Origin of the sequence: Yersinia nurmii, assembly GCF_001112925.1 — a bacterium.
GTDB classification, from domain to species: domain Bacteria; phylum Pseudomonadota; class Gammaproteobacteria; order Enterobacterales; family Enterobacteriaceae; genus Yersinia; species Yersinia nurmii.
The window spans coordinates 145,154-159,336 of the sequence record NZ_CPYD01000002.1; the positions used below are offsets into that span (position 1 = coordinate 145,154).

A 14,183-nucleotide genomic window follows, 5' to 3' on the forward strand; every position below is an offset into this window, starting at 1 on the left:
GATTTTATGCAAGCTAATCGTAAATCATTCGTTGAACGTATTATTCACGCCGTGGGGTTCGAAGTTATCGCCGTCGGCATTTGTGCGCCGCTGGGCGCTTGGTTATTAAACCGTTCGGTTCTGCAAATTGGGACATTAGCGGTGATGCTATCAACGGTCGCCATGTTGTGGAACATTATCTATAACAGTATTTTTGACCGAATCTGGCCAGTGAGCCGCGTAGCAAAGACCCTAGCGGTGCGTATCTGGCATGCTTTTGGTTTTGAAGCTGGGTTTGTATTGATCGGTGTGCCTATTGCGGCCTGGCTGCTGGGGATTTCCTGGGGACAGGCTTTTATGCTAGAGATCGGTTTCTTCCTGTTTTTCCTGCCTTACACCATGGCCTATAACTGGCTTTACGACACGCTGAGAGCGCGGGTGATTGCCTCCCGCCATCAGGCAAAAGAAAAAACGGCCGTTTGTCAGAGTAACGGTCAAGATTAAGGGGCGTAAGTGCTGGAGGTAAATATGAAATTATGCGGTTTTTCTCTGTGCTGAAACGTTTTTTGTGATCCGTATCGCTAAAGGCGCGGTGTTTAGTCCGCAGAGATTGTTGTTTTTCTGCCGTGATTTTACAGTGGGTACAGTTAACTCAATTAGTTAAATATCCATTTAACGGAGAAGTATTTGATGACGACCTATGCGTTGGTGGGTGATGTTGGCGGGACTAATGCCCGTTTGGCGCTGTGCGCTGTAGCAACGGGCGAAATATCTCAGGCGAAAACCTATTCAGGACTTGAATTTGAGAGTCTCGAAGCTGTTATCAGCCAGTATTTGGCGGAGCATAGTGCTGCGGTAGAAGACGCCTGTATTGCCATTGCCTGTCCGATTACCGGTGATTGGGTGGCCATGACAAATCATACCTGGGCGTTTTCGATTGCCGAAATGCAAAAAAATCTTGGTCTGAGTAAGCTGGAAATCATTAATGATTTTACTGCGGTATCAATGGCGATACCTATGCTTTCTACGCAGGATGTTATCCAGTTTGGCGGTAAGGATAAACAGCCGGGCAAACCTGTAGCGGTATATGGCGCTGGAACAGGTTTAGGTGTGGCTCATTTGGTTCATGTTGATCGCCGTTGGTTGAGCCTGCCGGGAGAAGGCGGCCATGTAGATTTTGCGCCAAACAGCGAAGAAGAAGATCGCATTTTGGCGGTGTTACGCAAGGAATTAGGGCATGTTTCCGTTGAACGCGTGCTTTCCGGGCCGGGTTTGGTGAATTTATATCGCGGAATCGTGATTTCTGACCATCGGGTGCCGGAAAATCTGGCACCGAAGGATGTCACCGAGCGAGCAATGGCAGATAGCTGCACCGATTGTCGCCGGGCGTTGTCACTATTTTGCGTGATTATGGGGCGATTTGGCGGCAATTTGGCGCTGAATCTCAGCACCTTTGGCGGCGTTTATATTGCCGGAGGCATAGTTCCACGTTTTATGGAGTTCTTCAAAGCGTCGGGATTTCGCGGAGCGTTTGAAGATAAGGGGCGCTTTAAAGATTTTCTCGTCGACATACCGGTATATATGATCACCCATCAACAGCCGGGCTTGCTGGGTGCTGGTGCCTATTTGCGCCAGAAATTAGGTATGGAACTGTAGTTACATTAATAAACGCCTATTATTTTAAAGGTTAATGAGGCGTTTTTTTTTAAGTTCTGTTTAGCCAGATTTTGGATAATGGCGGTAACTGTAATTTTTTTGCAGCTGCCGGTCTAGTTGCTGGCATTAATAACAGGAACTTTATCCATGCCAATAAATAATATAAATACCAGCAGACCATCCCCGTAACTATTCTCCCGAACAAGAATGACCTATATAAAAAGCAAAAAACGTTAGGTCAGGAAGTGATGAAAATTAAAAATGAGTTGTCTGCTATTAAAGTGGAGATTAATAAGGAACAAAAGGCGATTAAGAGTAGCAACATCCTGCTAAAAAGCCTCACTGGTATTTCACCCAAGCATGGTGATGATGTGAATGTGCGCTTGAAAAACGGCAATGTAAAGTTTGGCCAAAGAAGCAATTCTTTGAAAAACTTTGTTTCTGGCAGCCGTTATCAAGCTGAGCGACAAGAAGCCGCTAAATATTTTGGCTCGGAGGACCGCGAAGTCTCTGCTGCTGAGGCTAAGGTAAGAAAAGCGGACGAAGCTAATCAAAAAATCCGTAAGGACTTTTCTATGGTTTACCAAAGTAACGCAGGCTGTAAGGCGTTAAATGTTGAGGCTCGCCACCAGTTTGCCCGGTAGCCTAAGTGGTAGTAAAGTCGTTGCCGAATATGAAAGAGTGCATGGCGATAATATCTTCGGCCGAGGCAACAAAGAACTTAAAACTACACTCAAAGTTAATTGTTCGAATTTGACTGAATTAGTCAAAGCTGGAGCTAAAGCGTGGTATACACCAACGAATAAAAATACTATTACGCATCGTGGGCAAGGGATAACCAGCGCGGACATCAATAAATTAATTAGCCAATTCAATAGCGATAAAGCTCAAAATAAAGCCACTACTTATTCTCTAGGGCAGTTCTTTTCTACTTCCGGTGATAAAAAGGTCGCACAAGATTTTGCCAACCGTAGTCAGGATAGTGAAAGAGTCATGTTTGAAGTTAAGGGCAACAGTGGTAGGGGGATTTTTGTATCGGGCGGTTTAGCCTTTGAGAAAAACGAGCATGAAGTATTGTTATTCCCCATTAGCAAATTTCAAAGTGACCTCTATTACGAAAACGGGTACGTATAACGTTAAGATTAGCGACGTTAAGAACCATTCATAAGCGAAATTATTACCTTGCTAAGCTCGTCACTGATTAATTTTTTGATTCTGATAAACCCAAATGCCTACCAAATCTTAGGCTTTTCGCTAAGTATTGGTAGGCATTGATTTGGTCTGCCTTAATTCTTATTAATCAATCTATTAAGCATGGCTGCTGGCGGTAATGCCTGTCGGTGTTTCTTTTGGCTTTTCCAACTGTTTTGCCGAACCTTTCGGTGGCTTGATAATGAGAGTTAACAGTAGGGAAAGCACTGACATCACGGCAATCACGATAAAGGTGGCGTGGAATCCACCCAGACGGGCGGCGATAAATGAACCTGCCAGCGCCCCTAAACCAAAGCCTTGATAGATAATGCCATAGTTTTTGCTGTGATTTTTCAGTCCGAAGAAGTCACCGACAATGGCCGGGAATACGGTGATATTGCCACCGAAACAGAAGGCAATTGCGCCAACGCACAGGAAGAAAAGGGCGTGGGTCAAAGGAACGAAGCTTAGAACGCAAACTGCCAGCGTAGTAACTAACAAAGTGAAGGTAATCACTCGCAGGCGCCCGACTTTATCAGACAGCGCGCCCAAAATAATGCGGCCAGCGGTGTTGAAAATGGCGATGGCAGAGACGGTATTAGCCGCAGTGGCTAAATCCATTCCCGCTAATTCGACGCCCAAATCCTTCACTATACCAATCAAATACAAACCACTCATACATGCGGTGAAGAAGATGATGAAAAGGAAATAAGATTCTTTCACTGCCAGCATTTCTTTTACGCTGAAATCACGACCATTCTGGCTGGCTTGCTGCACATTGGCTGATTGTGGCGCGCTGACTTTTTCTTTCAGCAATAGGGAGCCTACGCCGACCAGAGCCATCACGATAAGACCCCAGTAGAAGAAGGCCAGAGAAACGCCCTGATTGGCAATCAGGCTGGCATTGACGTATTTGAATAGCAGGCTACCTGTACCGAATGCGCCAACGGAAATACCGGCTATCAAGCCTTTACGTTCAGGGAACCATTTAATTAGATTAGAAAGTGTTGTGATATATGCGGTGCCATCTGCAAAACCAACGACTACGCCAGCCAGCAGATAAATCATGCCAAGGGAAGTGGCGAAGGAACTGGCTATTAGCCCCAAACCTAGAATCAGGCCGGATATGAGCGTCAGATTGCGAATGCCGAAACGTTCCTGCAAGCGCCCTGCAAATAGTGTGGCAATAGCCAAAGAGAAGCTGGTGATAGAAAAGGTGGTGGCAACCGCGCCGAGTGACCAACTGAATTTTTCACCCAGCGGCTGGTTGAATAGGCTCCATGTATAAATAGTGCCCAAACCCATTTGGACAATGATAGTTCCTACAACGATTAGCCAACGATTTACCGGTTTGCTGCTCATGCCGGACTCCTTAACATCAATACAATTTGGCCCGAATAATTCGGTCTGCCATAAAATTACGAGCTGATGATTGACGAAGGATTAGGAGGTTAAGTCACTATCAGCCCGCCCAATGAAGCCAGTATACGGGCGGGTTTACCATGAAAGATCAAATGAGGAATGAGCTGCATTCAGCGCGGAATGAAATGCATCTATAGGCGCATCAACTGCCTGAACTCTTTTACCTTGCTGCGGCTGACGGGCACTTCAAAATCCAAATCGCTGAGACGAAGGATGTAAGTATTGTTAAACCAGGGCACGATTTCGCGGATTTTGGACAGATTAACGCAGTAAGAACGGTGGCAGCGGAAGAAGTACTCCTCTGGCAGTCGGCTGAAGAATTCAGTGATATTCATCGGCATGATGAATTCTTCCCGACGGGTGTAAACCAGCGTCACTTTTTCCTGCGCCGCGGCGTAATAAATATCGTTAATATCCGTCACTATGATGCGTTCGTCTTTCATCAGATTGATGGTGTGAGCGCTGCGTGGTGCCAGACTGGCGGGTTGCTCGTTTTCCTGACGGTTACGCTTGTGCAGCGCTTCCAGTTTTTGCAGCATGGTGACAATTCGGGATTCGTGATATGGCTTGAGAATATAATCAAATGCTTCTATTTCAAAAGCTTCCACCGCGTGCTCTTTATAGGCGGTGATAAAGATAATATGCGGTTTGTGAGTAAACTTGCTGATATTTTGTGCCAGCAGTACGCCATCCAACGACGGAATGTTTATATCCAGAAAAATAGCATCAACTTGATGATTTTGAAGATATTTTAATACATCTAATCCGTCATCAAAGGTTGCTTCAATGGTGATGCCACTGTGCTGGCGAATGAGATAGCTCAGTTCTTCTTGAGCAAGAAATTCATCTTCCACAATAATGGCTTTCATGAATAATGCTCCGGGTGAACTGGCGGTGAAGTTGAATTATGCATGAACTTTTCCGCCATTTTTGCTAATAAAGAATGAAATTTCGGTGCCTGGCTCTAAACGTCGGATTTGTAAGCCTGCGCCGTATAACAATTGCACACGGTGATGCACATTCAGTAGGCCTATTTTGTTACCCGGCATTTCATTATTGGCCACTCTGTCTATGGTCTCCTGATTAATGCCATTACCGGTGTCTTTGACTGAAATTTTAATTTGAACTCCATGATCTTTCACTGCAATGACGACCACGCCTTTACCCTTGCAAGGCTGAATTCCATGCACAATAGCGTTTTCCACCAGAGGTTGAATTAACAGGCTGGGAATTCTCAGTGAAATATCATCGTCGATATCATAAATCACCGTCAGCTTACTGCCGAAGCGAGCCTGCTCAATGGCAATATAATCCTGTATCTGATGTAGCTCTTTGCGAATATCTATCTGTTCGTCATTCAGTTCGAGGTTATAACGCAAGTAACGAGACAGATTGATGATCAGCTGTCGAGCGGTGTCTGGATTGATCCGAATCGAGGAAGAGATGGCATTCAACGCATTAAACAGGAAATGGGGATTGATTTTACTTTGCAATGCGCGCATTTCTGCTTTATTCGCCATTTCCTTTAGCTGTTCAATACGGGAGACTTCCATTTGCGTAGAGATAATTTGCGATAGACCGACCGCCATCACTTTCAGCGAATAGGTAATTTTATGAGCATGGCAGTAATAAATTTTAAGCGATCCCGTCACCTCGCCTTTTTCCCACAGTGGGATGATAATTAGCGAATGAATTTGCGGTGTACGGTGAACCTCGTCGTTATTACGAATAGTAATTTTGCCACGCTGAATACTCTCTTTGGTGATATCGCTGATAATTTCGTGCCCTATATCATAGGTGTCGGCACCGACACCAACGTAGGCCAGAATATTGTGAGTATTGGTAATGGCTACCGCATCTGCTTTTATATCGGTGCGGATAATTTCACACACGGTGCTCAGTGATTCCCCGTTGATATTACGAAAGTAGGGCAGCGTTTTATTGGCGATATCCAAAGCTAGCTTCGCCTGCCGTGCGGCAATGACCTCTTTTTCATCCTCAACACTTTGTACCAGCAACACAATCAGGCCGATACATACGGCCCCTAAAATCATTGGAATCGCGATTTTCGAGACAATATCGATACCCAGCGCAGTCGGTTTGGCCCATACCACAACCAAAAGCATGGTGAGCGATTCACAGATCATGCCGCCGAGAATACCGATGCTCCATTGGCGCTCTTTCTTTACCTTCAAATTGATATAGCCAGACATTAATCCGGCAATAATGCTGGTGATAAGACAGGGAACAGAAGTAATGCCGTCAATATCAATTAAATAGCGGTGGCTACCGGCGATAATACCGGTGATGATCCCGACCCAAGGGCCAAATAGAATACCGCCAGACATCACGGCAATAACTCGAACGTTAACCAGCGATCCTTCGACGTTAATACCTGAGTAGGTACCAAAGATGGCGAACAGAGAGAAAATAGCGGTTACCGCGAGCAGTTCCAGCGGCGTGTGTTTCTCTTTTTGTAGTAGCTGACGGAACAGGCGGGTGCGGGTCAGGAAAAACAGGCAGATCAACATTAGCGCGGCGCGATCAAAAACCGCCAGCAACATTTCAAATATTTGGTGCACAACAGGCTCGTTTGCGGGTGAATATCGGCTCACTATAAGGAAAAGCGGCTCTTATCGCTACTTTAACCGTGCTTTTTAGCGAAGCAGGACGAAGTAAATTCAGTCGGAAAAACGAGTCTTCCGACTGATAATTAGTGGGCGGGAGGATTACTGTTCGAAGCCGAGCTGTTGTTTTCCTAATGGCGTCAAATCTTCAACCGTGGCTCTGCCGACGAAATCGACTTCAAAATCATCAGCGGCGAAATCCGGTGGCGATTTACCGTCGATAAAGCTGGCCAGTTGGCGAGGCAAATAGGCGGCATTTTTTTCACACCAAGGCGCCGCAGCGATATACATCACGTTACTGTCAAATTCACCGTTGTGCTCATTTTCCACTGAATGAATCACGTCGCAATGCCAGAACACCGTATCACCGGCCTCTAGATCGGGAATAGGGGAAATGGCTTCGAGTAAAAGAGGATGCCATTGCTCCGACGCTGAAAGCGCTCGACCCGGCATTGCGCCGCATAAGTCATCTTCTGCAACATCATCTTGTAGCGCGCGCAGCAGAATGTAGGCCATGGCGTTGGCAATCGGGATGACATTCAGAGTGCCTGCGTGGGTTCGCTGAGGAGTTAACGCCGTCCACCCCTGAAAAGTTCGGAACATGGAACACACTGCCGGTGACGGAAACTCCCGTACTTCCGGTCTGCCTTCTGCGGCGAAAGGATCATATTTTTGCCATTCGCCGGAAAAAACGTGGCGGTAAACGTAGCGGAAATTTTCATCCAGCCAGCGTTCGATGGCGCCACCGTCAACGTGAGGCGATAGGCCCAGTGAAGATGAACGCGGCGGTCGGCGGCGGGTGCGGTCGGCGTAAGTGACTACACGGTTAGGATCAAAGTGTTGTTTGCCGTTACTTTCGCTGTGCCATAGGCTATTGAGAAACACCTGAATCGCCTGCATCCGACAATCTTGTCGCGCTTCCACCTGAGGTTTGGACCAATAGATCCCATAAATCTGCGGTTTACTGGCCGCTAAAGTGCCGAAATAATTGTCTTCGGCAGCGTTTTTCAAACGCTCGACAAAATTGTTTCGCTCTAGATACTGGCCGATTTCCTGATTCCAACTCTCGGCTTTTTTTCGTGGGAATACGCCGTGAATGGCGCAGGTTCCCCGCTGTTTTATCAGGTTTTTTTGTTGTTCGGTCACGCGGTTATGAATGATATCGTCGGCGTGTAAGCGCGGCACAGGGTTTTCGCCCGCGGCTAAACGTTGACGAATAACATTTACCTGTTGGCGAATGTTTTCCTCAACGGCGAGAAAAACTTGCTGATAATCAGGTAAAGCCTGGCGTAGCTGATGTTTGACCAGTCTGATTGCCGCAGGAATATCATCTATTTGTAATGAAGCCATATTTTATCTCTCCGACGTACTGAGGTAGAGGCAGGGGAAACGGGGCAATAGGCAAATATGAGAAAAATAAAGCCACCGAGATGTTCTACACTTGTTAAATTTATGTGACTATTATTTCGGCAAAATAGAGAAGAATAAAGGGATGATGTTCAGAAAAAATCTCCTCTTTATTTTGTGATTGATACCGACCAAACAGCTGAGGAAATAATGATTCATATCGCTACCGAACGATTAACGTTAAGCACTATGACAGAACAGGATTGGCCACTTTTTTCACGGCTATATCAGGATCCAGAGGTGATTCGCTATATTTCCGATCCGCAGGATCTCGCCACCATTCGGACTCGTTTTGCTGTTCGCATACAGCCTTGGGACAAAGCTTCTGAGCATTGGCTGTGTCTGGTGATTCGCGAAAAAGCATCGGGGCAACCTGTCGGCATTACGGGTTTTTTGCCTGAATGGCAACCTGTTCAGCAAGCGGAGGTTGGCTATGGCTTATTACCTGAATTTACAGGTAAAGGTTATGGTCAGGAATCGCTGGTGGCGGTGCTGGAGTTTGCTTTTCAGCAATGTCAGTTTCATAAAGCGAAAGCAACGGTAACTGTAGGTAACCAGCCTTCTCGCGCCATGCTGGAGCGCTGTGGTTTTCAACTGGAAGGAACCTTAAGAGATAACTTCCGCCTCAGTGGGGAATGGTACGATGACTGGGTACTGGGATTGCTGGCCGATGAGTTTGCGGCGAGGAAAAATGCGTTGTTACTTTGAAGTAAAATAATTTCGTTAGCCACTCGACAGTATTTCAGCGCTGCGATATGTTCTTAAACAGACCCGTTGTGGTCTGCGTCGCTCGGACGGTCCGGGCGCTCACGTATCCTCGAGGAAATTATGGCTGAATTACCATCCAAACGTCGTTTTACCCGCATTGATCGTCTCCCGCCCTATGTTTTTAATATTACGTCTGAGCTAAAGATGGCTGCGCGCCGCCGTGGCGAAGACATTATTGATTTCAGTATGGGTAATCCGGATGGGCCAACGCCGCCGCATATTGTCGAAAAAATGTGTAGCGTTGCTCAACGTGAAGATACTCACGGTTATTCCACTTCGCGCGGTATTCCGCGTTTGCGTCGCGCCATTTCTCGTTGGTACGCGGATCGATATCAGGTCGATATCGATCCGGAAAGTGAAGCTATCGTGACCATTGGTTCTAAAGAAGGGTTGGCGCATTTGATGCTGGCAACTTTGGATCACGGCGACACCGTTTTGGTGCCGAATCCAAGCTATCCCATTCATATTTATGGCGCAGTGATTGCGGGCGCACAGGTGCGCTCAGTTCCACTGACTGAAGGTATTGATTTCTTTGGTGAATTGGAACGGGCGATCCGTGAAACCATTCCTAAGCCTAAAATGATGATTTTAGGTTTCCCCTCAAATCCAACGGCACAGTGCGTCGAACTGGACTTTTTTGAGCGGGTGGTAGCGTTAGCCAAACAGTATGATGTGCTGGTGGTGCATGATTTAGCCTATGCAGATATCGTTTATGACGGCTGGAAGGCCCCTTCAATCATGCAAGTACCGGGTGCAAAAGACATTGCGGTAGAATTTTTCACCTTATCGAAAAGCTATAACATGGCCGGTTGGCGCATCGGCTTTATGGTCGGAAATCCCGAATTGGTCAGTGCGTTGGCACGAATCAAAAGTTACCACGATTACGGTACTTTTACTCCATTGCAGGTCGCTGCTATTGCTGCCCTTGAAGGGGATCAGCAGTGTGTGAAGGATATTGCTGAGCAGTATCGTCAGCGCCGTAATGCATTGGTGAAAGGCCTGCATGAAGCTGGTTGGATGGTAGATAATCCAAAGGCATCAATGTATGTTTGGGCGAAAATTCCTGAACCTTATGCGCATCTTGGTTCGCTTGAGTTTGCCAAGCGCTTGCTGTCTGAAGCGAAAGTCTGCGTTTCTCCGGGAATTGGCTTTGGTGATTATGGCGATACCCACGTGCGGTTCGCGCTAATCGAGAATCAAGATCGTATCCGGCAGGCGGTACGCGGGATTAAAAGTATGTTTCGCGTTGATGGCTTAATTAAACCGACTAAACCGGCCAGCGGCGAATAAGGTGATCCACTCACTAACTGGGCTAATTTTATTACCCGGTTAGTGTTTTTTGCTGCAAATATAGCTTTTTCAATAAGCTGAATAAGTTTCTTAAGGTTCGCTTCATCAAAATTGCGCCATACTTTTAGCGAAATCGTTTTTGACGTATGACTTCTGTGGAGCATTACAATGAAGAATCGCTATTCTCTGTCTCAAATTACGCTGCACTGGCTAACGCTATTAATGGTGATTCTGACCTATTCAGCGATATTGCTCAGTGACGTAGTTCCTGATGAAGATCGGACGCTAGTAAAGAATCTGCACTTTAATTTTGGTCTGAGTGTCTGGCTATTGATGTTATTACGGCTTTGGCTACGCCAACGTCACCCTTCTCCGGTTATTACTCCGGCATTACCAAAGTGGCAGGCTGTTAGCGCCCATTCGTTACACTGGCTGATATACCTGATGTTTTTATCGTTACCGATATTAGGCGTGCTGGCTCAGGCTTACGGTGGCAAAACCTGGTATTTTCTGGGCTGGCAAGTGCCACAGTGGGTTACGCCTAATTCTCAGGCCAGATCGTTAATTAAACAGGCCCATGAGCTAATTGCTACTTTGGGATATTTTGTTATCGGGCTGCATACGCTGGCGGCGCTATATCATCACTATATTCGTCATGATGACACGCTACGTAGAATGATGCCGGGAAAATAAAATGACAAAGGGCGCGAATGCGCCCTTATATGCCGCATAAGGCGGCGGCGGGTTACTCTACCATTAACATGAAGGTGCCAATCCAAACCACCAACATGAAAGAGATCCCCATAAAGAAATATTTCACTGAACAACTCCCCTTGGAGCTACCTCGCCAGCAATGACCCAACTTGTTGTGCAGAGTCTGAAAAGTAGATAGATATTACCCCAGCCTAGTTGAAGCCATATGGTGACCAAGACAACTTACTCGCTCGGATCTATCTAAAATGCCGGTCTGACACTTTGACTACGGCAGGATCGCGATAATGTAATCCCATAACCAGGGTGATATCAATACTGTATTTTTATGCACACGATCACGGTTATAGGATTTTTATGCCATTTATTCGGGTTATTTATCTGAAACGTGATGAAAATAACGATTTTTTAAATTTTAGATAAATAACAAATTGTTACGTTCTTTCTTTGTTAATCACTCTATAGATTCAATTTTTCTGACTACGACATAGGCTTCATAGCCCAGCAAATACAGAGCCTGCTCCAGTGCCTCGACTTTAGATGCGTAGTCCACGTCTAACAAACGGTCCATTTGAGCAGCATTTAGGCCAAGCTTCCGCGCTAGATCGGCTTTGCGAGTGCCGCTGGCGATCATTCCGTTATGTAACTCGGCTTTTAATGTGACCAATATCGGTAAATGTACCGAAAATTCGTTGTCCTCTGGCATTGATGGCGCGGGAATAGAGCGTCGCTCCTCCATTTCCACCGCAATCGCGGTTTTCAGACTATCCTGAGCCTCTAGCTCTACATCCTCAATGGAATAGGTAACGGACTGTACTTCAGGAAAATCGCGAAAGTGAATCTGATATTCGCCGCTGGTTTCATCAAAAAGGTAACTGGCTGGATAACTGAACACGGCGCGTACTCCTATAGAGAAAGAAGCCTATCTAACATAGATTAGAAAGACTCCTTTCTTGCGGCAATGGGAAAAATTCTATTTAGAATAACCGACTCTAGTTATTTTTAATACAGTCATCAAATATGTCACATAACGAGATGAGCTCAGATGTTTTTTTTGTTAATAAAAAAATCTAAACGCTCATCTGGTTTGGCTATCTTAGGGCATGCCCACAGATTCGCTGAATATGCAAGAAATGGATTGATATAGGTGATGACATTCTTCGCAAATGTAGAGTTTGTGATAAAAAATAATGTTCCAAAAATAAATGCGACATCAAATAATCTACCTCTTGTCGCTTTTCTTTTTTTTTGAAATTATTGCAAATGTAATTATGGCTACGGGAATGAAAGAAAATAAAATGGCAAAGGCAATGTTTGATTTTATATCATTCAAAGATGTTCCTTTGACACCGCTAAGTAAATGGTAATAAACGGAGTCAGTTACACCATTACCAGTAAATTGGTCACAAACAAACCAGAAGCTGAATATTATTACACACAACGAAATAGCTATAGCTTTCGTTACGATGAAACTCTGTGATTTTAACATTAAAAGGAGTAATGTAGATAATAATATATAATCCATGGTGCCCACTAATCTATTAAAAATAATTCATATTTTTATATTACTTTTTAGTTCAATTAATGATAGTTAGGCAGCTATCAAATTGTCATTATTGGGTTTATTTAACCTCATGATAATTAGAATCTTGAAATTAACGCTATAAAAATAGATATTTATTAATGAAATACGTGAGATCTGTTTGTAGTGGGCTACTCGATATGGGTTTTTATGGCTGATGTTGAATGAAAGAAATAAAGGAATGGTGCCTCATCTAACAGCTCGCTCTCGATCCGAGAAATCGCTGCTTTCTAAGATGTAAGAATGTCTGCAACACTATGATGATTATGGGTTTCAGTTTGTTATGGCTTAAATCGGTTCCCCTTCGATTAGGCTGATTTCCTGTATCGGTAACTCAATCACTTTATTTATTTTTAAACCTGCCGCAGTGAACAACACCCGGAACTCGGCTTCGGTGCGCTCGCGCCCTTGGGTACAGGCTAGCATGGTGATGTCGCTATGTTTACCTGCATGATAGGTATTTCCTGATGGAATAATGGCCTCTACAATAAGAATTTTATTTCCTTTACTCATCGCATTGGCGCAGTTGCGTAGGATCTGTATGCATTGTTCATCATTCCAATCGTGTAGAATATATTTCAGTAAATAGAGGTCATGGCCAGAGGGAATAGACTCAAAGAAATTTCCAGTTAGAATAGTGCATCGGGAAGCCATATTCTGGTGTCGGATGATTTCGGTGGTTTTCTCAACTACAGAAGGGCTGTCAAAAATCACCCCAGTGGGATTTCTATTGGCTGCCAGTATGGTTAACAGTAACGCTCCATTGCCGCCTCCGATATCTATAATTCTATTGAAATCGTTAAAGTTATAGGCTGGAATTACTGTCTGAACGAAATACTGAGTCAGACCAGCCATACCATTATTAAAGTTCTCTGCCTGTTCGGGATGCCGTTCGTAGTATTGCCATATGTCTAATTGATAATGTAGCTCTAGGCTACTTTTCCCCTCGGTAATACCTTGTTGAAGCGAAGAGAAAGCAACGGATAACTCTCCCATCATTGCCAGTAAAAAAGGTTTAACGCTGCCAATAGTATTTTTATGTAAAGCTGCCGCCGCTGGGGTAAATTCAAAAATTTTCTCGTCGACTATATTCCCGTCAATTTCCCTGAAAATGCCTTCGGCAGCCAGAAGCCTTAATAGTCGATATAAATATTCTGATTTTACTCCGGTTATTTGTGCCAATTCGACAATGCTTCTAGGTGATTCAAAGAGTAATTCTGCAATATTTAGCCTGGCCGCAACCTGAGCACAGTGAGCTAATTGATAACCATATATTATTTCCAGAACCTGTTTGGATGACTCGGGTGAAAAGCTTGGTTTCATCATAATATTTTGACCGCAGTGAGAGATAACACAAGTATAGTTAATGAATAGAGAAAGTTTTTGTGGATGGCGCTCTGAATATAGCTCTTTTAACGGAATATTTTGATCTTCACGTTTACCCGCTCTCGGCAGTTATGTCCATATTTTGTGGCTTAGTCAGGTTTATCTGAAGCGGATAGCATAATTTTATTCATGATTAGCTGATCTCTTTATGATTCCTGTTTGTT

The 14,183-nt window shown here is 44.8% G+C and carries 14 protein-coding genes; 7 read left to right on the top strand and 7 right to left on the bottom strand.

Going from position 1 to position 14,183, the window contains the following annotated elements; genetic code table 11:
* Positions 1 to 6: 6 nt before the first annotated feature.
* From AD970_RS03470 to AD970_RS20045, 4 genes are all read left to right on the top strand, one after another.
* Complete coding sequence (locus AD970_RS03470) at positions 7 to 483, top strand: multidrug/biocide efflux PACE transporter (protein ID WP_049596943.1); 477 nt, start codon at positions 7 to 9, stop codon at positions 481 to 483.
* 186 nt (positions 484 to 669) lie between these two features.
* On the top strand, positions 670 to 1,635 hold the full coding sequence (gene glk / locus AD970_RS03475; protein WP_049596944.1) for a glucokinase: 966 nt from the start codon (positions 670 to 672) through the stop codon (positions 1,633 to 1,635).
* Positions 1,636 to 1,883: 248 nt separating this feature from the next.
* The gene (locus AD970_RS20040) at positions 1,884 to 2,279 is read left to right on the top strand and encodes a hypothetical protein (RefSeq protein WP_235786898.1); all 396 of its coding nucleotides are present in this window, start codon (positions 1,884 to 1,886) and stop codon (positions 2,277 to 2,279) included.
* On the top strand, positions 2,248 to 2,769 hold the full coding sequence (locus tag AD970_RS20045; RefSeq protein ID WP_235786899.1) for an ADP-ribosyltransferase family protein: 522 nt from the start codon (positions 2,248 to 2,250) through the stop codon (positions 2,767 to 2,769). The genes AD970_RS20040 and AD970_RS20045 overlap by 32 nt, the downstream gene beginning before the upstream one ends.
* Before the next feature lie 174 nt (positions 2,770 to 2,943).
* Here AD970_RS20045 and AD970_RS03485 read toward each other — a convergent pair whose 3' ends face one another.
* The 4 genes from AD970_RS03485 to AD970_RS03500 all read right to left on the bottom strand — a co-directional run bounded on the left by AD970_RS03485 (position 2,944) and on the right by AD970_RS03500 (position 8,225).
* Complete coding sequence (locus AD970_RS03485) at positions 2,944 to 4,188, bottom strand: L-lactate MFS transporter (RefSeq protein ID WP_049596945.1); 1,245 nt, start codon at positions 4,186 to 4,188, stop codon at positions 2,944 to 2,946.
* A gap of 191 nt (positions 4,189 to 4,379) precedes the next feature.
* Positions 4,380 to 5,117, bottom strand: a complete 738-nt coding sequence (locus AD970_RS03490) for a LytR/AlgR family response regulator transcription factor (RefSeq protein WP_049596946.1) — start codon at positions 5,115 to 5,117, stop codon at positions 4,380 to 4,382.
* Between the two features lie 36 nt (positions 5,118 to 5,153).
* Positions 5,154 to 6,830, bottom strand: a complete 1,677-nt coding sequence (locus AD970_RS03495; protein WP_049596947.1) for a sensor histidine kinase — start codon at positions 6,828 to 6,830, stop codon at positions 5,154 to 5,156.
* A gap of 147 nt (positions 6,831 to 6,977) precedes the next feature.
* The gene (locus AD970_RS03500; RefSeq protein ID WP_049596948.1) at positions 6,978 to 8,225 is read right to left on the bottom strand and encodes a DUF1479 domain-containing protein; all 1,248 of its coding nucleotides are present in this window, start codon (positions 8,223 to 8,225) and stop codon (positions 6,978 to 6,980) included.
* Positions 8,226 to 8,432: 207 nt separating this feature from the next.
* Here AD970_RS03500 and AD970_RS03505 point away from each other — a divergent pair, with 207 nt between their 5' ends.
* The 3 genes from AD970_RS03505 to AD970_RS03515 all read left to right on the top strand — a co-directional run bounded on the left by AD970_RS03505 (position 8,433) and on the right by AD970_RS03515 (position 11,033).
* Entirely contained in the window at positions 8,433 to 8,990 is a 558-nt protein-coding gene (locus tag AD970_RS03505; protein ID WP_049596949.1) for a GNAT family N-acetyltransferase, read from the top strand.
* 120 nt (positions 8,991 to 9,110) lie between these two features.
* Positions 9,111 to 10,340 (top strand): alanine transaminase, encoded by a 1,230-nt coding sequence (gene alaC / locus AD970_RS03510; RefSeq protein ID WP_049596950.1) that lies wholly within the window; start codon positions 9,111 to 9,113, stop codon positions 10,338 to 10,340.
* Positions 10,341 to 10,508: 168 nt separating this feature from the next.
* The gene (locus tag AD970_RS03515; RefSeq protein WP_049596951.1) at positions 10,509 to 11,033 is read left to right on the top strand and encodes a cytochrome b; all 525 of its coding nucleotides are present in this window, start codon (positions 10,509 to 10,511) and stop codon (positions 11,031 to 11,033) included.
* Positions 11,034 to 11,085: 52 nt separating this feature from the next.
* On the opposite strand, the gene ypdK is transcribed toward AD970_RS03515, so the two are convergent.
* The 3 genes from ypdK to AD970_RS03530 all read right to left on the bottom strand — a co-directional run bounded on the left by ypdK (position 11,086) and on the right by AD970_RS03530 (position 13,959).
* Positions 11,086 to 11,160 (bottom strand): membrane protein YpdK, encoded by a 75-nt coding sequence (gene ypdK, locus AD970_RS19510; RefSeq protein WP_120805928.1) that lies wholly within the window; start codon positions 11,158 to 11,160, stop codon positions 11,086 to 11,088.
* A gap of 345 nt (positions 11,161 to 11,505) precedes the next feature.
* Entirely contained in the window at positions 11,506 to 11,946 is a 441-nt protein-coding gene (locus AD970_RS03520; RefSeq protein WP_049596952.1) for a type II toxin-antitoxin system HicB family antitoxin, read from the bottom strand.
* A 975-nt stretch (positions 11,947 to 12,921) separates the two neighbouring features.
* Positions 12,922 to 13,959 (bottom strand): methyltransferase, encoded by a 1,038-nt coding sequence (locus tag AD970_RS03530; RefSeq protein WP_049596954.1) that lies wholly within the window; start codon positions 13,957 to 13,959, stop codon positions 12,922 to 12,924.
* Positions 13,960 to 14,183 lie beyond the last annotated feature (224 nt).